The sequence below is a fragment of the Parapedobacter brassicae genome, assembly GCF_051400755.1.
In the GTDB taxonomy this organism is placed as follows: Bacteria; Bacteroidota; Bacteroidia; order Sphingobacteriales; family Sphingobacteriaceae; genus Parapedobacter.
The window spans coordinates 91,579-111,416 of sequence record NZ_JBLFFL010000006.1; the positions used below are offsets into that span (position 1 = coordinate 91,579).

19 protein-coding genes and 1 pseudogene are annotated in these 19,838 nt (G+C 50.0%); 11 read left to right on the top strand and 9 right to left on the bottom strand.

Going from position 1 to position 19,838, the window contains the following annotated elements; all coding sequences use genetic code 11:
- The first annotated feature begins 36 nt into the window (after positions 1–36).
- From cobA to ACMGDE_RS15780, 6 genes and pseudogenes are all read left to right on the top strand, one after another.
- Positions 37–795, top strand: a complete 759-nt coding sequence (gene cobA, locus ACMGDE_RS15755; protein ID WP_436833783.1) for a uroporphyrinogen-III C-methyltransferase — start codon at positions 37–39, stop codon at positions 793–795.
- On the top strand, positions 792–1,406 hold the full coding sequence (locus ACMGDE_RS15760) for a precorrin-2 dehydrogenase/sirohydrochlorin ferrochelatase family protein (RefSeq protein WP_436833784.1): 615 nt from the start codon (positions 792–794) through the stop codon (positions 1,404–1,406). The genes cobA and ACMGDE_RS15760 overlap by 4 nt, the downstream gene beginning before the upstream one ends.
- A complete protein-coding gene (locus tag ACMGDE_RS15765; RefSeq protein WP_436833785.1) occupies positions 1,387–2,088 on the top strand; it encodes a phosphoadenylyl-sulfate reductase in 702 nt (233 codons plus the stop codon). Before ACMGDE_RS15760 ends, ACMGDE_RS15765 begins: the two co-directional genes overlap by 20 nt.
- 89 nt (positions 2,089–2,177) lie before the next feature.
- Positions 2,178–3,071 (top strand): annotated as a pseudogene (cysD, locus tag ACMGDE_RS15770) (sulfate adenylyltransferase subunit CysD); the annotation flags it as partial.
- A gap of 54 nt (positions 3,072–3,125) precedes the next feature.
- Positions 3,126–4,379, top strand: a complete 1,254-nt coding sequence (locus ACMGDE_RS15775; protein WP_436833786.1) for a sulfate adenylyltransferase subunit 1 — start codon at positions 3,126–3,128, stop codon at positions 4,377–4,379.
- Positions 4,380–4,580: 201 nt separating this feature from the next.
- Positions 4,581–4,829, top strand: coding sequence for a hypothetical protein (locus ACMGDE_RS15780; RefSeq protein ID WP_436833787.1), 249 nt, complete (start codon positions 4,581–4,583; stop codon positions 4,827–4,829).
- A gap of 242 nt (positions 4,830–5,071) precedes the next feature.
- Here ACMGDE_RS15780 and ACMGDE_RS15785 read toward each other — a convergent pair whose 3' ends face one another.
- Positions 5,072–5,758, bottom strand: a complete 687-nt coding sequence (locus ACMGDE_RS15785) for an SIR2 family NAD-dependent protein deacylase (protein WP_436833788.1) — start codon at positions 5,756–5,758, stop codon at positions 5,072–5,074.
- A 68-nt stretch (positions 5,759–5,826) separates the two neighbouring features.
- Between ACMGDE_RS15785 and rnhA the strand changes: the two genes are divergently transcribed.
- From rnhA to ACMGDE_RS15810, 5 genes are all read left to right on the top strand, one after another.
- Entirely contained in the window at positions 5,827–6,285 is a 459-nt protein-coding gene (gene rnhA / locus ACMGDE_RS15790; RefSeq protein WP_436833789.1) for a ribonuclease HI, read from the top strand.
- Positions 6,286–6,368: 83 nt separating this feature from the next.
- Positions 6,369–6,875, top strand: a complete 507-nt coding sequence (locus ACMGDE_RS15795) for a hypothetical protein (protein WP_436833790.1) — start codon at positions 6,369–6,371, stop codon at positions 6,873–6,875.
- A 27-nt stretch (positions 6,876–6,902) separates the two neighbouring features.
- Positions 6,903–7,556, top strand: a complete 654-nt coding sequence (locus tag ACMGDE_RS15800; RefSeq protein ID WP_436833791.1) for a hypothetical protein — start codon at positions 6,903–6,905, stop codon at positions 7,554–7,556.
- A gap of 10 nt (positions 7,557–7,566) precedes the next feature.
- Complete coding sequence (locus ACMGDE_RS15805) at positions 7,567–8,343, top strand: sensor histidine kinase (RefSeq protein WP_436833792.1); 777 nt, start codon at positions 7,567–7,569, stop codon at positions 8,341–8,343.
- A 22-nt stretch (positions 8,344–8,365) separates the two neighbouring features.
- Positions 8,366–8,986: a response regulator transcription factor gene (locus ACMGDE_RS15810; protein ID WP_436833793.1), complete on the top strand. Its 621-nt coding sequence runs from the start codon at positions 8,366–8,368 to the stop codon at positions 8,984–8,986.
- A 13-nt stretch (positions 8,987–8,999) separates the two neighbouring features.
- Here ACMGDE_RS15810 and lysA read toward each other — a convergent pair whose 3' ends face one another.
- The 8 genes from lysA to ACMGDE_RS15850 all read right to left on the bottom strand — a co-directional run bounded on the left by lysA (position 9,000) and on the right by ACMGDE_RS15850 (position 19,831).
- Entirely contained in the window at positions 9,000–10,184 is a 1,185-nt protein-coding gene (gene lysA / locus ACMGDE_RS15815) for a diaminopimelate decarboxylase (RefSeq protein ID WP_436833794.1), read from the bottom strand.
- Positions 10,185–10,207: 23 nt separating this feature from the next.
- Entirely contained in the window at positions 10,208–11,521 is a 1,314-nt protein-coding gene (locus tag ACMGDE_RS15820; protein WP_436833795.1) for an aspartate kinase, read from the bottom strand.
- A 32-nt stretch (positions 11,522–11,553) separates the two neighbouring features.
- Positions 11,554–12,501, bottom strand: coding sequence for a D-2-hydroxyacid dehydrogenase (locus tag ACMGDE_RS15825; RefSeq protein ID WP_436833796.1), 948 nt, complete (start codon positions 12,499–12,501; stop codon positions 11,554–11,556).
- An 18-nt stretch (positions 12,502–12,519) separates the two neighbouring features.
- Positions 12,520–13,587: a 3-phosphoserine/phosphohydroxythreonine transaminase gene (serC, locus tag ACMGDE_RS15830; RefSeq protein ID WP_436833797.1), complete on the bottom strand. Its 1,068-nt coding sequence runs from the start codon at positions 13,585–13,587 to the stop codon at positions 12,520–12,522.
- A 112-nt stretch (positions 13,588–13,699) separates the two neighbouring features.
- Positions 13,700–15,058 carry a sigma-54-dependent transcriptional regulator gene (locus ACMGDE_RS15835; protein WP_436833798.1) on the bottom strand — a complete coding sequence of 453 codons (1,359 nt, stop codon included), beginning with the start codon at positions 15,056–15,058 and terminating at the stop codon, positions 13,700–13,702.
- Positions 15,059–15,089: 31 nt separating this feature from the next.
- Positions 15,090–16,376, bottom strand: coding sequence for an NADP-dependent isocitrate dehydrogenase (icd, locus tag ACMGDE_RS15840; RefSeq protein ID WP_436833799.1), 1,287 nt, complete (start codon positions 16,374–16,376; stop codon positions 15,090–15,092).
- A gap of 6 nt (positions 16,377–16,382) precedes the next feature.
- The gene (locus ACMGDE_RS15845; RefSeq protein WP_436833800.1) at positions 16,383–18,515 is read right to left on the bottom strand and encodes a cation:proton antiporter; all 2,133 of its coding nucleotides are present in this window, start codon (positions 18,513–18,515) and stop codon (positions 16,383–16,385) included.
- 95 nt (positions 18,516–18,610) lie between these two features.
- Entirely contained in the window at positions 18,611–19,831 is a 1,221-nt protein-coding gene (locus ACMGDE_RS15850; RefSeq protein ID WP_436833801.1) for an ABC transporter permease, read from the bottom strand.
- Positions 19,832–19,838: the final 7 nt, after the last annotated feature.

Below are 19,838 nucleotides of genomic sequence, written 5' to 3' on the forward strand. Positions count from 1 at the left end.
CAAGCGGGATTTTTTTAGCACAAGCAAACTATGACAATGAACCCATATCCCAAAATAACGTTGGTGGGGGCTGGACCGGGAGATGCCGATTTGATAAGCCTCAAAGGCTTAAAGGCATTATCAACCGCCGATGTGGTGCTCTATGATGCATTGGTCAACGACGCACTGTTGGAATACGCCCGCGAGGATTCGCTGCGCGTATTTGTCGGCAAAAGGGCAGGCCACCATGCGCACAGCCAGCAGGAAATCAATGAGATGGCGGTCGCCTATGCCCGCTCACATGGCCATGTGGTACGGCTTAAGGGCGGCGACCCCTTTATATTCGGCAGGGGGGGAGAGGAACTTGAATATGCCGCCGAACACGGTATTCCCACTGCCGTGGTGCCGGGCATCTCCAGCTCCACGGCATTGGCCGGACTGCAAGGCATCCCGCTGACATACCGGGGCGTGAGCGAAAGTTTCTGGGTAATCACGGGGTCGACGACCACCGGTATGGTATCGAAAGACATCCATGCCGCGGCGAAAACCGATGCGACGGTAGTGGTGCTGATGGGACTGAATAAATTGGCTGAGATTGTGCGGATCTATCAGCAGGAGGGAAGGGGCAAGCTTCCGATTGCGGTGATCCAAAACGGTTCATTGACAAACGAAAAACTTGCCTTGGGTACCATTGACACGATTGTATCGGTAGCCGGGGAGCAGCATATCGGCGCGCCGGCAGTGATTGTCATCGGCGAGGTGGTGGCCAAGCATGAACATTTCGCGATGTTCCATCATAATTGTATAGCGGTATGAGTTCGGCCAGCGACAACCAACTGTTCCCCGTGTTCCTGCAATTGAACCAATTGCATACCCTGGTCGTGGGGGGAGGTCCCGTTGCGCTGGAAAAGCTTACCGCCCTGCTTGGGAATTGCCCCCGGGCGACGGTCACCCTGGTGGCCAAGGAAATCAGTGCTGCCGTCCGTTCGTATGTACATGATTACCCCCGTGTGCAATTGCTTGAACGTGCTTTTGAACACTCGGACCTAGCAGGCAAAGATCTGGTCGTGGTGGCATCGAACAATGCGGAACTGAATACACAGATCCGTCAGGAAAGCCGTAAGCGGCATATCCTGATCAACGTGGCGGACAAGCCGGACTTATGTGATTTTTACCTCGGTTCGGTGGTCAAGAAAGGCAACCTGAAACTGGGTATATCCACCAATGGCAAGTCGCCCACGATCGCGAAACGCATCAAGGAATTACTGAACGAAGCCCTGCCCGAAGAAATTGATGAGACCCTTCAGTATATGAGTGAACTACGGGATTTATTGAAGGGCAATTTTACCGATAAGGTAAGGGAATTGAACGCGCATACGGCTTCGCTCCTGATATCGAAGAATACAGATGAACGCATTGACAACTGAAATAACGGCGCTGGTAGCCGATAAAGCAATACCCGAGGCGTTGGGGGCATTAGCCAACAGGTTTCCGGGTAAAATCGTATTTTCGACCAGTTTCGGCATAGAAGACCAGGTGATTACACACCTCATTTTCAGCAACGATCTGCCCATCCGGGTATTTACGCTGGAAACCGGTCGGTTGTTTCCGGAGACCTACTATGTGTGGAACCGTACACTGGAGATTTATCAGAAAGATATCGAGGCCTATTTTCCGGATACCCATGCGGTGGAGCAGCTCATCAGCCAAAAAGGCCCGTCGAGTTTCTATGAATCTGTCGAAAACAGAAAGGAATGCTGCCGGATACGCAAGATCGAACCCCTGCATCGTGCGCTGGAAGGCGCGGAATGCTGGATTACGGGCATCCGGGCCGAGCAGTCTGACAATAGACAGGGCATGGCACAGGTGGAGTGGGACGAAGGTAATCAGCTGGTGAAGTTCCATCCGCTGTACCAATGGTCGCTTGACGAGGTGTGGGCGTATGCAAAAAAACATCACATCCCATACAACCCGCTGCATGACAAAGGATTCCCCAGCATCGGCTGTGCGCCCTGTACGCGGGCGGTAAGGGAAGGGGAGGACTTCCGGGCCGGACGCTGGTGGTGGGAGGATACCAGCAAAAAAGAATGTGGACTGCATGCTACATAAAACGTCGGAATACATCGATAAGATAAACTAAGGTATACAGCTGAAACTGATGGCTGATAGCGAATAGCTGAAAAAAAACACAAACAACAAACATGGATTATTTAGACCATTTAGAGGCCGAGGCGATACACATCCTGCGGGAAGTGGCGGGGCAGTTTGAAAAGCCGGCCTTGCTGTTTTCCGGCGGAAAAGATTCGATCACGCTGGTGCATCTGGCCGAAAAGGCTTTCCGGCCGGGTAAGTTTCCGTTTCCATTGGTTCACATCGATACGGGGCACAATTTTCCGGAAACGATCGCCTACCGGGATGAGCTGATTGAGCGATTGGGCGAGAAACTGATCATCGGATACGTGCAGGACAGTATCGATGCCGGGAAAGTAATGGAGCAAACCGGCAAGCACGCCAGCCGGAATGCCCTCCAGACCGTGACACTGCTGGATACCATCGCCGCCCATGGTTTTGACGCCTGCATCGGCGGTGCCCGGAGAGACGAGGAAAAAGCACGGGCCAAGGAACGGATTTTCTCGGTACGTGATGAATTTGGGCAATGGGACCCCAAAAGGCAGCGTCCGGAGCTGTGGAATAGCTATAACGGGCGCATCCATAAGGGCGAGAACGTCCGTGTGTTTCCCATCAGCAACTGGACGGAACTGGATGTGTGGAACTACATCCGGCGGGAAAACATCCAATTGCCATCCATTTATTTTTCGCATGAGCGGGATGTCATTACCCGCAATGGACAACTGATGGCCGCTGCCGAATTTCTGAATATCGACCATGAAGATGTAGTGGAATACCGCAGGGTGCGGTTCCGCACGGTGGGGGACATGACCTGCACCGCGGCGATACTGTCGGAAGCTTTCCACATCGATGACATCATCGAAGAAATCCGGCAATCAAACATCAGCGAACGGGGCGCCCGCATGGACGACAAGGTGTCGGAAGCGGCCATGGAAGACCGTAAGAAAAGCGGGTATTTCTGATGAAACAGCGTAAATCGAACATCGCAAATCTAACATCGTAAATCATAAATCCACATGGATCTATTAAAATTTATCACTGCAGGCAGCGTAGACGACGGCAAGAGTACCCTGATCGGGCGGCTACTGTATGACACCAACTCCGTATTGGACGATCAGCTGGAGGCCATACAACGCACTAACCGTAAAAATAACGACGGCACATTGGATTTGGCCATATTGACCGATGGGCTCAAGGCCGAGCGTGAACAGGGCATTACCATCGATGTAGCCTACAAATATTTCCAGACGGAAAAACGCAAATTCATCATTGCGGACGCACCTGGGCATATCCAATACACCCGCAATATGGTAACAGGGGCGTCCAATGCCGATCTGGCCATCATCCTGATCGACGCCAGAAAAGGTGTCATCGAACAGACACGGCGCCACTCGTTTCTGGTTTCGCTGCTGGCGATCCCGAATGTGTTGGTTTGCGTGAACAAGATGGATATGGTCGACTACGACCAGGCAGTATTCAGCAAAATAAAAGCGGATTATGATCACCTGGTTGAAAATTTGACCATCCAGCAAGTCGACTATATCCCGGTAAGCGCATTGAAGGGGGATAACATCGTGGCGCCGTCGGTCAACATGCCCTGGTATGCCGGTAAGCCATTGCTTGACTTCCTGGAAACGGTGGATGTACACCGGCAAGTGGATGTAAAACCGGGGCGTTTCCCGGTGCAATGGGTCATCAGGCCGCAAACGGAAACCCTGCACGATTACCGGGGCTATGCCGGCCGGGTGGTTAGCGGTTCTTTCAACGTCGGCGATGAGGTGACGGCGCTGCCTTCCGGATTCAGCAGTACCATCAGCCGGATTGAACTGGCATCAAAAGAGTTGACCACGGCAGAAGAATTGGCGTCTGTGGTCATCCATTTGGCTGACGAAATTGATATCAGCCGGGGAGACGTATTGGTCAAACGACATGAACAACCGCCGGTAGCGCAGCAATTCGAAGCAGAGATCTGCTGGATGGATACGAAACCCCTGGACATGAGTCAAGTTTATTTGCTCCAGCACCACGGAAAGATAACCAAAATAAAGGTGCAGGATGTGATCTACCGGGTCGATATTGAAACGCTTGAGAAAAAACAAGCCGACGAGCAACTTGGCCTGAATGACATTGGCAAGATCCAATTTAAATCGGCGGACCGGTTAGCATTCGATCGGTACGTATCCAATAAAGCGAATGGCGGCGCTATTCTGATCGATGCGCGGAATAATCTTACCGTAGCGGCGTTGATGATTACGAAATTCGAGGACTGACTAAGCCCGAAGACCGATAGCCGGTAAACGTATCAGGGGAATCAGGGTTTTGAAAGGCATTGCGAAGGTGACTGGGGAGGGAATGCATAAATTCTATTTAACATAACGTCAATTATAGTAATAATATCGGATTATTTTTAATATTGAACCTCGGGACTTTTTGGTTTATTTGATGTTGTAAATATACAAATTTTTTTCTTCATGAGAACAATCGCCGAATTGCCGCATCCTGATTTCAAGATCAGTATTTTTTCAATGAACCAAAAGTTCATCATTAAATTCGAGCAAGGAACGCTTGAGCAGGTTTATAAAATTGCCGAAATCGATGTCGTTGATGGCGTCAATGGCGTATTCCAGCTGATCGATGATACCTTTAAGGCGACCGTTTCCAAACGGTTCACGGAAATGCGCCAGTCCTTCATTGAGGCCTATAAAAGGCATGATCATTAGTTTACTTATTTTATATAACTATCTTATTAATAATATCTTATAATATTATATAATGGTATACAGAATATCATTTGGTGTAACGCCTTGCTCGCCTGCTGACCGGCAGATTACAATGGCTATCATTACTTTAGTTATTTAAATTAATGATCTGAAATACAGTATATTATTAATGTAAACAAAATAATATTTGGCGGAAAAAACCAGCCAAATAATTGCAAAGTACTCGCCTTGAAGTGTCGCTATCAGTCTTGAAGCAATTGTGAGACAATCCACGGCACGGCGATGCCCGCCTGTTCGTCCACGCAAATAACATCCGGGTGTTTCGACAATCGTGAAGCCTGGGGATCTGCAAAATACTTGACAGCGTCGGCCGGCACTTCGTCCAGCAATCCAGCTGCGGGATAGACTTGCAGCGAGGTGCCCACAACGATAAAAATGTCGGCGAGTTGACAGACACGTATGGCCTCTCCCATGGCCGGAACCGGCTCTCCGAACCATACAACGTGCGGCCGCAGCTGGCTGCCCAGTTCGCATCGCTCACCCATCCTGATTTCATGCCCGTTAATCGGATAAGTCAATTTCGGATCAAGGCTCGATTGCGACCGCGTGATCAGTCCGTGCAGATGCAGCACGTTGCTCGAGCCTGCCCGCTCATGCAGGTCATCGATATTCTGGGTGACGACAGTCACCTGAAACTGTTTTTCTAAGGCTACCAATGCCAGGTGTGCCGCATTGGGCGCCGCGTCCAGCACCGCCTTGCGGCGGACATTGTAAAAGTGCTGCACCAGCTGCGGGTCCCTCGACCAAGCCTCTGGCGTGGCGACATCTTCCACCCGATACCCTTCCCACAGGCCATCATCGCCTCTAAATGTTTTGAGTCCGCTTTCCGCAGAAATTCCCGCGCCGGTAAATACTACAATTCGCTCCATACGCACAAAATAAATAATTTCCATTCATATACAGACGATTCCAGCGCGATGGCTTACCTTTGTTGCCCATGATTGAACTGTATACCGACGGCGCATCAAGCGGCAATCCGGGTCCGGGCGGATACGGCGTTATCCTGCGGTCCGGTTCCCATTATAAAGAACTATCCGAAGGTTTCCGCAAAACGACCAATAACCGGATGGAGCTGCTGGCCGTCATCAAGGGGCTCGAAGCCCTCAGGAAGCCCGGACAGGAAGTTGCCATTTACTCCGATTCAAAATATGTCATTGATGCCATCGAAAAAGGATGGGTACATGGCTGGCTCCGGAAGGGGTTTGCAGGCAAGAAAAACAAGGATCTCTGGCTACGTTTTCTCGCCATCCACAAGCAGCATAAGGTACGTTTCATTTGGGTGAAAGGGCACGCGGGGCATCCGGAAAACGAGCGCTGCGACCAACTCGCTGTACAAGCTTCGCTCAACTCGGCCAACTGGCAAATAGACAGCGTGTTTGAGTGCGGAAACTATTAAAATACCCATTTTGGTGTATTGTGTTTTTGGGCCGCTTTTGCCAGTTTAGCAAAAAGTTTTTAACCCATTAAACCCGTACTCCAATGAAAGATTCAACCAATCAAAAGAAAAGCAGATTGAACCTGATTCCGATTGAATTGGCCCAGCAAATGGTTAATGCATATGACAAGCAACGGCGGGTGCCCGCTGCAAAAAAACGAAGCAAGGAGCTTGGGCGAAACGTAGAAGAACCGCGATCGTTTTGGGTATGCAAAGATGCGCTGTTGGAACTGCTGGAATTGAACAAAGCAGACGGCATCCGATTTTACTATGCCGTTGCCGATGATTACCCAGGGTTCACGCTCAAAAAGCCCGATCACAAGAAGGCGCATACGGTCGTCATGGTGGCCACCAAATCGGATGATCCGGATAACGTGACGATGGAAAACAGCGTCGATTGCCTGAACATGCCCAGCAAAGCCGCCACCGGAACAGGAAATAACGGAAAAATAGGTCCAGTGGTGTTGCCGATTGCGCCGTCAAGAGCGGGCATGCCGGCCGACGATATCGATATGTGCCCTCCCCCATCACCTACCGGCCAACTGCTCTGATGGGCGGTGCGTCGTAACCATCTACCTATGAATTTCATTACGTTCTTTTTGCTGGGTCTCATGCTGATAAGTGCCTTGACTGGACTCTATCAGCGGAAAAATCTCGGATCCTGGGTATTGAAATTCTTTCCTTATTTTCTGTTATTTCAATTTTTTTATCAATTGGCGGCGTCCTTATACTCCTTTGTGCTGACCGATCATGCATCCAATCATTTTATTTTTAACTGGTCGCTGCCAATAAACATTCTATGTTTTGGCCTATTGTTTTACGGCATCATCAAAGATACCGGCAAACGAAAACTGATTCTATTCGGCTCCCTGCTGAATATCCTGTTTTTTTTCGTCAATTGGGGTTTCATACAGGGAATGTCTTTTTTGATGACGTATTCCCGCACGGCCATGGCAGTTTCGCTGATTTTATATGGGCTGTTGTATTTCCATGAAATCATTACGTCGGACGATGAATACGAAATCAATCCGGCGCGGAATGCAACGTTTTGGATTGTCACCGGCATTTTTTTCTTCTATCTCAGCAGCACACTGACCATTATTTTTTGGAGTTATTTTGTCGTAAATGACGAGTATTTCGGTTCGGTAATGCTGCGTATTTTCGCGTTTGTATTATACGCCATGTATATCGCCGGCTTCTTATTGCACAAACCCAAAACAACAACTGATTGAGTATAATGTGATGCAAATCGAGGACTCAATAGACGCCTCAGGTGACGAAGTGGTAGTCGCCATCCTATTCGGAAGCCTGGTGCTTGCGCTGATCGGCGCATTTATCTTCGGTATGGTCATTTTTTATCAGAAGCGGAAAATCAAGAATATCCGGGAACAGCAGCGGCTCATCGTTCAATATGAACAGGCGGTGCTAAAAGCCAAGGTGGAAATGCGGGAAGCGACGTTGAAATACGTGGGACAAGAACTGCATGATAATGTCGGTCAGGTATTGTCGTTGATCAAACTCTACCTTTCTCACCCGAGTACACAAGAGAAAAAGGATGTCCGGCCGCTCATCGATCAGGCCATCATGGATATCCGGTCGCTCTCGCAGGACCTGAATATCAACCGTGTTGAGCAGTATTCCCTGGTTGATTTCATCGAACAGGAGCTTAATAAAGTGCAGAAAGCCGGCATCGTGAAGGCATCTTTTGAGAAAAAAGGTGACTGCGGACCGTCCAATACGCATAACCGCGTGATGGTCAGCCGAATTTTTCAGGAATGCATTAACAATATTTTGAAACATGCCGAAGCGAAGCATATATTTGTTAAGTTAGAAACGGAGAACCATCACTGTAAGCTGTCAATCGCAGACGACGGTGTAGGTTTTGAAACCGATGCAATTCGTAGGGGATCAGGACTGATTAATATGTATGACCGCGTGAAACTGATTGGCGGCGAGATTCGCGTGCACTCTACCTTGGGCAGCGGTACCCGGATTGAGCTTTGTATTCCGGATAGTTGATCCTATTCTTTGATGTAAACCGATGATAACGATTGCTATAGCCGATGATCATAAATTGATGTCTGAAGGCATCGCATCCATCCTGCAGTCCGATCCGGACCTGGCAGTGGCCAAGATCTGTACCAATGGCAAGGAGTTGATCGAATACCTCAAAACGAAACGCGTAGATGTGGTATTGGTCGACCTGAATATGCCGATCCTGAACGGGCCGGATACCATCCGGATCTTAAGAAACCATCAAATAGCCAGTAAAATTATCGTATTGAGCATGTATGCCGACGAACACGTGTATGCCAAATGCAGGGAAATGGACATCAACGGTTATTTGCTGAAAGACTCCGATGCCCAGCATTTGATCGATTCGATCAAGACCATACATGAAGGCAAAAACCGGTATGATTATGACCAAAGTCCGAAATCGGGTGACACCTTGTTTGAAGATAAATTCCTGAATAAATTTAAACTCTCCCGGCGGGAACTGGAGATCATCGGATTGGTGCGCAATGGACACACCAATCAGGAGATAGCGGACACGCTATTCTTATCCATCCATACGGTGATGACGCACCGTAAAAACATCCTCCACAAGTTGGGTGTACGCAACACAGCCGAAATGCTTGCGTTGGTGGTGAAGGTTGACTAAGGGCGGATTCGCATCAGCGTTTGCCTGCGATCTGATCGCTATACACATAACGGATCTCATCACGGAGGTTATAATGGGAAGCCATGACTTCGCCATAGGCACCAGCAGAACGGATGGCAATGAGGTCGCCACGTTCCGACCGCGGCAGCGGTACTTCTTTGCCAAAGCAGTCGCTGCTTTCGCACACGGGTCCGACGACATCATAATTCAACTGATCTCCCCCGGCCTCTCCTACCGGGCCTGCGCCAAGCCGTTCGATCTGATGGTATGCTTGGTATAATGCCGGACGCATCAATTCCGTCATGCCTGCATCCAGGATGAGGAAATTTTTCTTGATACCGTGCTTGACGTACAACACGCGGCTGACCAGGTTTCCGCACTGCGACACCAGCGCGCGCCCTAATTCGAAATGGACTTGCTGTCCCGGTTTGCGTTCGAGGAAATCGGCGAATACGGTAAAATAGGATTTGAAATCGGGGATTGGGTTAGCGTCCGGACGGTGGTAATCGACCCCCAAGCCACCCCCTACATTGAGCACCCGCAGACGGAAGCCCCGTTCGTCAAACCAATTATTCAGCTCATTCACCTTGATGCACAGACTTTTGAATACATTGAGGTCGGTTATTTGCGAACCGATATGGACGTGTATACCGATCAGTTCGATGTGCTGGCATTGGCGCAGGGTCTCGATCGCATCGCTTAATTCCCAGTGTGCGATACCGAATTTATTCTCATCCAGTCCGGTCGTGATATAATGGTGCGTCTGGGCGTCCACGTTCGGGTTGATCCGGAGCGCTACCTTCGCATTCTTCCCTTGGGCAGCAGCCAGTCGGTCGATGATTTGCAACTCCTGCACGGACTCGACATTAAAGGCAAAAATGTCACGGCTCAGCGCGTAGTTGATCTCCTTGTCCGATTTGCCTACACCGGCAAACACAATGTCGCCAGGAGCAAAACCCGATTCCAGGGCCTTTTTTACCTCATTGCCGCTGACGCAATCGGCACCGAACCCCGCATCCCGGATGCAACCGAGTACCCGGTCATTGAAATTAGCTTTCAGCGCATAGTGCACATGGAAGCCGTGTGAGGCCGAAGCCTGCTTTGCTGCTTCCAGGGTTCGTTGCAACAGTGCTAAGTCATAATAATAAAACGGGGTTTCCTGTTGAGCGAGTGCGGCGGTGAGTCGTGCATCAAACATGTTCGGTCTCTTGCGTTGGTGATTTAAAAAAGTCTGTTGTGCAATGACCGTAGGGCCTCCACTTTATGTGCCGTCTGCATGAGCATGGATATGTTATAGTCACTTCCGCCGTAGGAGATCATGCGGATCGGTATATGCTTCACGGCATCCAGCACACGTGCAGCATAGCCATGCGTATCCAATCCGAAATCACCTACCACGCACACAATCGTTTGATCCCGATCGATCTCTACCGAACCGAAATCGTTCAGCTCACCTTCAATTTCGGCCAGGTACCTGGTGTCATCTATGGTCAGCGAAATAGCGACTTCTGACGTGGTGATCATATCGATCGGTGTCTTGTAGCGTTCAAAAACTTCAAAGACCCTGCGTAAAAAACCATAAGCCAGCAGCATCCGCGAGGAATGAATGCGTATGGCCGTAATACCGTCTTTTGCAGCAATAGACCGTACCACGCCTTTTGCGGCCCCTCCTTTGCTGATCAATGTGCCCGGTGCTTGCGGTTCCATGGTATTAAGCAAACGTACCGGAACGTTGTACCGCTGCGCCGGAAAAACGCTTTGCGGATGCAGGATTTTGGCACCGAAATAGGCTAATTCAGCCGCCTCATCAAAACTCAGGTTTGCGATGGGTTTCGTGTCCTTGACGACGCGGGGATCATTGTTATGCATACCATCGATATCCGTCCATATCTGAATTTCATCTGCCCCGATGGCTGCACCGATGAGCGACGCGGTATAGTCGCTCCCTCCTCTCCGGAGATTATCAATTTCGCCGAATGCATTTCGGCATATATAACCTTGGGTAATAAAGAGATTGTGATCGTTTGACTGAAGCAGCAATTCATTCAGGTTTTCTTGAATGAACGGAACGATCGGCTCGTTGTCTTCGTCGATCTTCATAAAATCAAGGGCAGGCAACAACTTGGACCGGATACCGAGTTCCGTGAGGTAAAAATGGAACAGGGTCGTCGAAATCAATTCACCCTGCGCCAAAATGATCTTTTCCTCGATGGGGGTAAACAAGTGGTTGGAGAAAGAATCAATCAGGCCGAAATGATAATCAATCAGCTCTTTGCCATTTTGAAGTCCCTCGTCTGTTGTGAACAGGTCGGCGATCAACACATTATATTGACCACGGAGCGATGCAATGAGGGCAGATGCTTTATCCCGATGCCCTGCAACGAACGCTTGGGAAATTTCGACCAGCGCATTGGTCGTGCCTGCTACGGCAGACAACACCACGATTTGACGTTCCCGGGTGTCGATGATGTCCAATAATGCTTTGACACGTTCGGCACTGCCTACGGATGTTCCTCCAAATTTTAGTACTTTCATGGATGGTATGCTGATAAAGGGCACAAAGATAATTATTTCGTCAGGTGCTCAATAATCAAATTGGCCAATTCTTCTCCGATCCGTTCCTGCGCTTCGTCAGTGGCGGCGCCGATATGCGGCGTCAGGGAGACCTTCGGATGGGTCAGCAATGCTTTCCGCGGAGTGGGTTCGTTATCGAAAACGTCCAATCCTGCGAATGCAACCTTGCCGCTATCCAGTGCGTCGATAAGCGCCAGCTCGTCGATGACACCGCCCCGTGAGGCGTTGACAAGACCCACGCCGGGTTTCAGCAACTCGAACTCCGCCTTGCCGATAATCGGTTTGTCGGTAAACGGTACGTGCAGGGAAATAAAATCTGCCCGTTGCAACAGTTCAGAAAGCGCTACCTGTTGAATCGGCACATCAACTGTAATGCCGCCGGAAAGCGCCAACGGCAGGCTTTTCGGCGCCTCAAAGAGGTCGCTGACGATCACATCCATCCCCAGGCCCAGGCCTACTTTGGCCGTTTCGCGGCCAATCCGGCCGATGCCGATCACGCCAAGGGTTTTCCCCCGCAATTCAGTCCCCTTCGCATACGCCTTTTTGAGTCCGCCGAAATTCGTATCGCCTTCTACAGGCATTTTGCGCTGGGCATCATACAGAAAGCGAACCCCTCCCAACAGGTGGGCGAACACCAGCTCGGCAACCGACAACGAAGAGGCGGCGGGAGTGTTGACCACCACGACCCCTTTGGATTTGGCATATTCCACGTCAATGTTGTCCATGCCTACCCCACCCCTTCCGATCAATTTCAGGTTTGGACATACGTCAATCAGTCCTTGACGGACCTTGGTGGCGCTGCGCACGGTGATGGCATCGTACGCCTGCAGGCGGTCGGGCAGTTCATCTTGGGGTATATGCGTTGTATCTACGGTAAATCCAGCGTTTTCAAGCAATTGCTTGCCCAGTGGATCTATTCCATCATTGGCTAATATCTTCATTTTTCGTAAGTCTCCGTGCTAAGCGTGTCTTTCTTTAAATTCTTGCATGGCATCAACCAATGCATTCACACCGGTAATACTCAATGCATTGTAGATGGATGCCCGGAAGCCCCCCACACTTCTGTGGCCTTTGAGCCCCACCAATCCGCGCTCCTTTGCCAGTTCCAGAAAGGCCGCTTCGTGGGCCTTGTCCTCGGTGACAAAGGTGACATTCATCCGGGAGCGATCTTCCGGTGCCGCTGTCCCCTTAAATAAGGGATTCCGGTCAATCTCATCATACAGTGAGCGCGCCTTGATGACGTTTTCCTGTTCGATCACCTCGACCCCGCCTTTTGCTTTCAGCCAGCGGAGGTTGAGCATCGACACGTAGATCGAAAATACAGGAGGCGTATTGTACATGGATGCCGCTGCGATATGCGGCTGGTAATCAAAGATGGTAGGCAGTGTGCGTCCGGTCTTTCCGAGCAGTTCATCTTTTACGATGACCACGGTTACCCCGGCAGGTCCCATGTTTTTCTGGGCTCCCGCGTAGATCAGTCCAAAATCAGCCACATTGATCCTGCGGCTGAGTATATCGGATGACATGTCCGACACCAGGGGCACGGCGGTCCTGGGTGCATCAAAAAGTTCCGTCCCGAAAATGGTATTGTTTGAAGTATAGTGAAAATATGCGGCATCCGCGGGGATTTCATAATCCTTCGGGATATAGGTATAGTTCGCTTCGGCCGAGGAGGCCACTACCGCCACTTCCCCGATCTTCTTTGCCTCCTTGATGGCTTTGCTTGCCCAGGTTCCTGTATCCAGGTAGGCCGCTTTGCCGCCCGTCGGCAGTAAATTCAGCGGCACCATGGCAAATTGTGTACTCGCGCCCCCCTGTAAGAAAAGGATCGAATAATCGCGGGGTACTGAGAGTAAATCGCGCACCAGCTGTTCGGTCTCTGCCATGACAGCCTCAAACTCCTTGCTCCGATGGGAAATTTCCAGGATGGATAATCCCGTATCATTGAAATTGATGACCGCCTGAGAAGCTTCCTGAAAAACCTCCTGTGGCAATATACACGGCCCAGCTCCAAAATTATGCTTCATGTTAATTGATCTGAAAGAATATACTTCGTTAAATTGGCTGCAAAAATAACAATTACTTATTGAAATTCATTCAAGCTTTTCAATAATTTATTGCGAATAATTCAACAAAGAATCATTCAATCCCGTATTTCTCCATTTTGTTGTACAAGGTCTTGCGGTCAATATTGAGCATCTGTGCGGCCTTACTCTTGTTATATTTTGCTTTTTGCAAAACATCCAGAATCAGCTTGCGCTCATGCGCTTCGCTGTGAAGCCGCAGATCGGGATTATCGGTGGTTGGAATAGGTTCATCAGTCAATGGGTTTTTAATCGCAAAGACCATTTCTTCGGGCAAAGCCGATGCTTCCGCGCTGCTGTTTGGCGAGAGCAGCACCATGCGTTTGACGACATTTTTCAGCTCCCTAAGATTTCCCGGCCAATCATAGGCATTAAAGATCTCCCATACCTCGTCGGATAATTCCTGCACATCACGCCCGAGCTCCACGTTGGCTTTCCTGACAAAGAAATCGACAAATTGACGGAAGTCCGTCCGCCGGTCCCGGAGCGCCGGGACGATAATCTCAAACTCATTGATGCGATGATACAGGTCTTCGCGGAATTTACCCGAGTTCAACAGATCCTCGTTAGTCGCGGCGATGACGCGTACGTCGACATTAATGGTCTTGTTGGCCCCCACAGGCTGGATCACTTTTTCTTGCAGCGCCCTGAGCAACTTGACTTGCACATCATACGAGAGGTTGCCTATCTCGTCTAAAAACAACGTGCCGCCGGATGCTTCGACGAACTGACCGGTCTTATCGTTCAGTGCACCGGTAAATGAACCTTTGATGTGGCCGAAGAGTTCGCTTGAGGCCAGCTCCTTGGAAAGCGTACCGCAATCAATCGAGACAAACGGCTGATTTGATCGCTTGCTCATCTGGTGAATCGATCGGGCTACGTACTCCTTGCCCGTGCCGCTTTCGCCGCGGATCAGCACCGACATATCAGTAGGTGCCACCAGTGCGATATACTCATGCAACTTATGAGCCGCTGTACTGCTGCCTTCCACAAAGTCTGGGTCTGAGGCGTCTACATCAGTCTTCCGGATACGCGATACGGTACTTTCGGTAGACTTACCCTCCAGCGCTTCATTGACCACCATGAGCAATTCATCTGGATTAACCGGCTTGGTGATGTAGTCAAATACACCCTGGCGGATGGCTTTGACAGCCGTCCGGACGTCATTGAAACTGGTCATAATGATCGAGGGGATCACCTTGTCCTGCACGCGGAGTGCTTCCACGATATCCAAGCCGATGCCATCTCCCAATCGGTAGTCCAACAGCACCAGGTGGAAGGTGTTGTTATTAAGTGCCGCTATACCGCTCTTCACACTGTTTTTCACTTCCACTTCAAATCCCTTTTTTTTCAGGAAGTTTTCCAGTATTGCAGCAAATGTGCTGTCATCTTCTACCAACAAGATATTGGCCATGGAGTATTGATTAAAAAGTTGAATGTCTGCTTTATATCGAACGGTCAAAGCCCGATTTTATTTTATCGATAATGGCCGAGGCAAATTCGCTTGTTTTCAGCAATTTTCCATCGTCCATTTGATTATAAAAATCAACGGTGACCGTTTTCGCTAAGATGGTTTGCTGCAGCGCTTCGATAATCAGCGAGGCGGCCTCCTGCCATCCGATGTATTCCAATAACATGACACCGCTGAGGATCACCGACGAAGGGTTCATGCTATCGGTGTCGGCAAACCTCGGAGCTGTGCCATGGGTTGCTTCGAAGACCGCATGTCCGGTACGGTAGTTGATATTCGCCCCCGGAGCGATGCCGATGCCGCCCACGATGGCTGCCAGCGCATCCGAAATATAATCACCATTCAGGTTCAGTGTGGCAATCACGGAATAATCCCGCGGGTTTAACAGGATCTGCTGCAGGAAATTGTCGGCAATGACATCCTTGATGATTACTTTTCCGTTAGCCTCCGCTTCTTTCAGCTCCTCATTGGCCTGCTGCTCACCCTGGCTCGTCTTGGTCTCTTCCCACTGGGCCCAGGTATAGGTAGCGGACTTAAACTCGCGATCGGCGACTTCATATCCCCAGTCCTTAAACGCACCCTCGGTATATTTCATGATATTTCCTTTGTGCACCAGGGTGACCGATGGGCGCTTATGGCGGATGGCGTATTCGATCGCGGCACGGACCAGTCGCTTGGATCCCTGTTCAGAAACGGTCTTGATGCCGATTGCTGTATCGGCGGTAAAGGCAAAATCTACCCCCACCTCGTGTTGGAGAAAGGTCTTTACCCGTGCGCCGTCCGCCGAATCCGCCGGAAACTCGATGCCGGTATAGATGTCTTCGGTATTTTCCCTGAACATGACCATATCGACATATTCTGGGTGCTTTACAGGAGAAGGCACCCCCGTAAACCAACGGGTGGGCCGTTGGCACACATACAGATCGAGCGCTGCTCGTATCGCGACGTTGAGGGAGCGAATACCGCCCCCGATGGGCGTGGTCAACGGACCCTTGATCCCGACCACGTGTTCCCGTATGGTATCCAGTGTCTCGGCTGGCAACCATTCGCCCGTAAGCTGAAAAGCCTTTTCGCCTGCAAGCACCTCTTTCCAATTCACCTTGCGCGTACCGCCGTATGCGGTTTCTATGGCGGCATCAAATACCCTCACCGATGCGCGCCAGATGTCTGGACCGATACCGTCGCCGATGATAAACGGGATATCCACCTGATCGGGCACATGCAGGCTGCCCGCGGAATCCTTTGTGATCTTTGTTGTCATGCGATATTACTGTTTGTCTTTGTTAAACATGTTGCCGATACCCCTCCCGATCCGCTGCAAGATCGGAGCGGCCGATACATCTTCATATTCATCTAATGAATGTCCACCTCTCCTACTCGGGAATATCAGTATGCGGTTATGCTGTGCATATACTTTGCCAAGTTTCTTCGGGATGCCATCAAACGAATGACGATAGGATACTTCGCCTTGCCTTGCCGAGAAAAAAACGATCAGGTCATTATCCTTCACTAACTGATGCAACGTCGCGAGGTTGTCCCACTCGGTGTGATTGGAAAATAACAAGCGGGTGCCGTTCTTGTTTCGCGCGATGTATTCATTGATCGCCCGTTTGCTGCGCATATCGCAAACAAATAAAATGGGAAGGGTCAATTCCTGTGAAAGGCGGAATATTTTCTCCATGCAGTAATCAAAGCCCAGTGCTGATTCGGTGAGCGAAGGGCAGAATACGACGATGCGCTTTTGCATGATCAGCGGCTTATCCACATGACACATAAATAAGCTGGCATCTGTCTGGTTGAGGATGCTCTCGGTCTTCTCACCTACCATTTTTTCAATGATGCCGGGTTTACTGGGCCAGCCCAGCAAAATGCCATCTGCACCGACTTCGCGGGCGGCTCTGCTGATGCCGCTGGCAATGTTATGATCAATGGTTGCCACGATGCTCACAGCCGTTTCACTGCCGGATGCATATTTGGCAGTGGAGTCCAAGTTCTTACGGGCACGTTGCAGGTTTTGCTCCGCCATTTCGTTATTCGGCACCACCGTCAGCACCGCAATGGGATGTGGCGAGTAGTTGCTCTTAATGAGCGTAGCGAAATCCAATAAAGATTCCATGTTGTTCAAGTTGGCAATGGGCAGCATCAATTGCTCTTCCCGCGCGACATTCTTTTCGCTGATGATCTCATCCTGATCGCCCGCCAATATCACCTTCTTAGAGGCCGATTCAGTAGCCAGTGATGCGACGATACAGGTAACGAGGATGAGCACAATCGTGCCATTGAGTACATTTTCGTCAATGATCCCGTATCGGAATCCGACCATGATGACGGCCAACGTTGCGGCGGCATGTGCGCTGCTTAAGCCGAAGATCACCTGTCGCTGAGCGGATGAATAACCGTACGTAAGTTGTGTAAACCAAGCAGCTATCCACTTGCTGAAAATGGCAACGATGGTCAGGGTAGCGGCAATGAGCAAAGCCATCGGCCCATTTAGCAGCACGCTGACGTCTACAATCATCCCCACACTGATTAAAAAAAAGGGGATGAATATGGCATTGCCGATGAATTCGATCCGGTTCATCAGCGCGGACGAATGCGGGATCAGCTTGTTCAATGCCAGTCCCGCAACGAAGGCTCCGATGATGGGCTCCAAACCGGCGATCTCCGCTAAAAAGGCGGCGAAGAAGACCACGGATAGCACGAAGATGTAGTGCGCGGTTTTTTCACCTTCAACCTTCTGGAAAAACCATTTGGCAATTCGCGGGATGATGCCGAACATGATCAGCAGAAAGACCACAAACGAAACACCGAGGGTCGTCCAAAACGCTTGGTCCAATTGACCTTGAGAGGCTCCGATAATAATGGCCAGGATAATCAAGACGGCCGTATCCGTGAGGATGGTACCGCCGATGGTAATGGCCACGGCCTCATTTTTCGATATGCCGTAGCTGTTGACCACCGGATAGGCCACCAACGTGTGGGTTGCAAACATGCTGGATATCATAATGCTGGCCAGCGTGTCATATTCAAGGATATAACGACACACCGGATAGCCGATGACGATGGGGATGATAAAGGTAAAGAAGCCGAACAAGACACTTTTATGCCGCGTCTTCCTGAATTCATTCATGTCCAGCTCCAGTCCGGCGATAAACATGATATACAACAGGCCAATGGTGGAAAATAGGTCTACCGCTGAACTTTTTTCAAGCAGATTGAACCCATATGGACCGATGACTACACCGGAAAGAATGAGGCCAATGATCCCCGGAATCTTGATTCGGCGGAGCAATATAGGGGACAACAGAATGATAAAGAGAATAAGGGCAAAAATGAGCACGGGGTTGCTCAAAGGCGTTTCAAATGCATCGCTTAAATGGTCGAAAATGCTTTTGGCCATAAAATGACAGTATATACGTCCAATTTTTTCACTTCGGTTGAACCTGCCTCAAAGATAACTAAAATAAGCCGTTTCTGCGTGACAGGCCTGCAAGTTTATTGGAATTGGATGGCCTTGATGGGACTGATCCGGCTGATCAGGTATGACGGGAGCAACAAGATCGCCAACGTGATCAGGACCACTCCTGCATTCAGCATCACGACGTCCAACACAGTGATGTCGACCGGGACATACGATACGTAATATGATGCTTCATCCAATTTGAAGAAATGCGTCTGTTGCTGAAAAAAATAAAAGCCCAAGCCCAGGGCATTGCCGATCAGCAGTCCGAGACCGACCAAATAAATCGCCTGGTAGAGAAATACTTTCCGGATATCCACATCCGTATCGCCAAGGGCCTTTAGTATGCCGATCATGGAGGTCCGCTCCAGAATAATAATCAACAGGGCAGATACCATGTTTACGACTGCCACGACCATCATTAAAATGAGAATGATCACCGTGTTGACGTCTAAGAGGTCTAACCACTGGAAAATTTCAGGCAGCTGATCCCGCACGCTAATTGCATCCACCTGTATGGGCAATACATCCTGTATTTCAGCGGTCACCTGATTCAGCCGATCGAAATGGCTGATGGAGATTTCATAGCCACCGACCTCCTCTTCGCTCCAGTCGTTTAACCGTCTCACCAGAGAAAGCGCGCCGACGACATACGTCTTATCCAGTTCCTCAACTCCGGTATGAAAGATACCCGCAATTTGAAACTTACGCTTCCTTACGGGCTGCTGCACGAAATACATAATGAAGTCATCACCCACCGAAAGGCGCAGCCGACTGGCCGTATATTGAGAGATCAAGATCTGACTGATAGCTTTTGTACTGTCCGTAAAATCAATGGGATGTCCATCTACCAGCACATCCGTTAGGAAACGCTGGTCGTATGTGGTATCGATCCCTTTGAACAGGACGCCCTCTACTTCATCATTGACGTTGATGATGCCAGCTTTCGTGGCGTAATATTGAATAGATGACACCCCGGATACGGCGGTCAATTGCTGAACTTCCGCTTCCTTCAGTGCAAATGGGGAAGATTCGTAGGAAGCGTTGAGATCATATTTATTAAGGGTGATATCACCGAAGAAGCCGCGCTGCTTAGCGGTTACTTCGCCCTTAAAACCTTTCAAGACGGCCACAGACAGCATCATGGCTGCCACCCCCAGCGCGATCGCCCCGATGGCTACGCGTATGATGAGCCCGGAGAATGTCCGCTTGCCGTTGATGGCTACCCGCTTTGCGATGAAGTAAGGAAAATTCAAGCTGCCC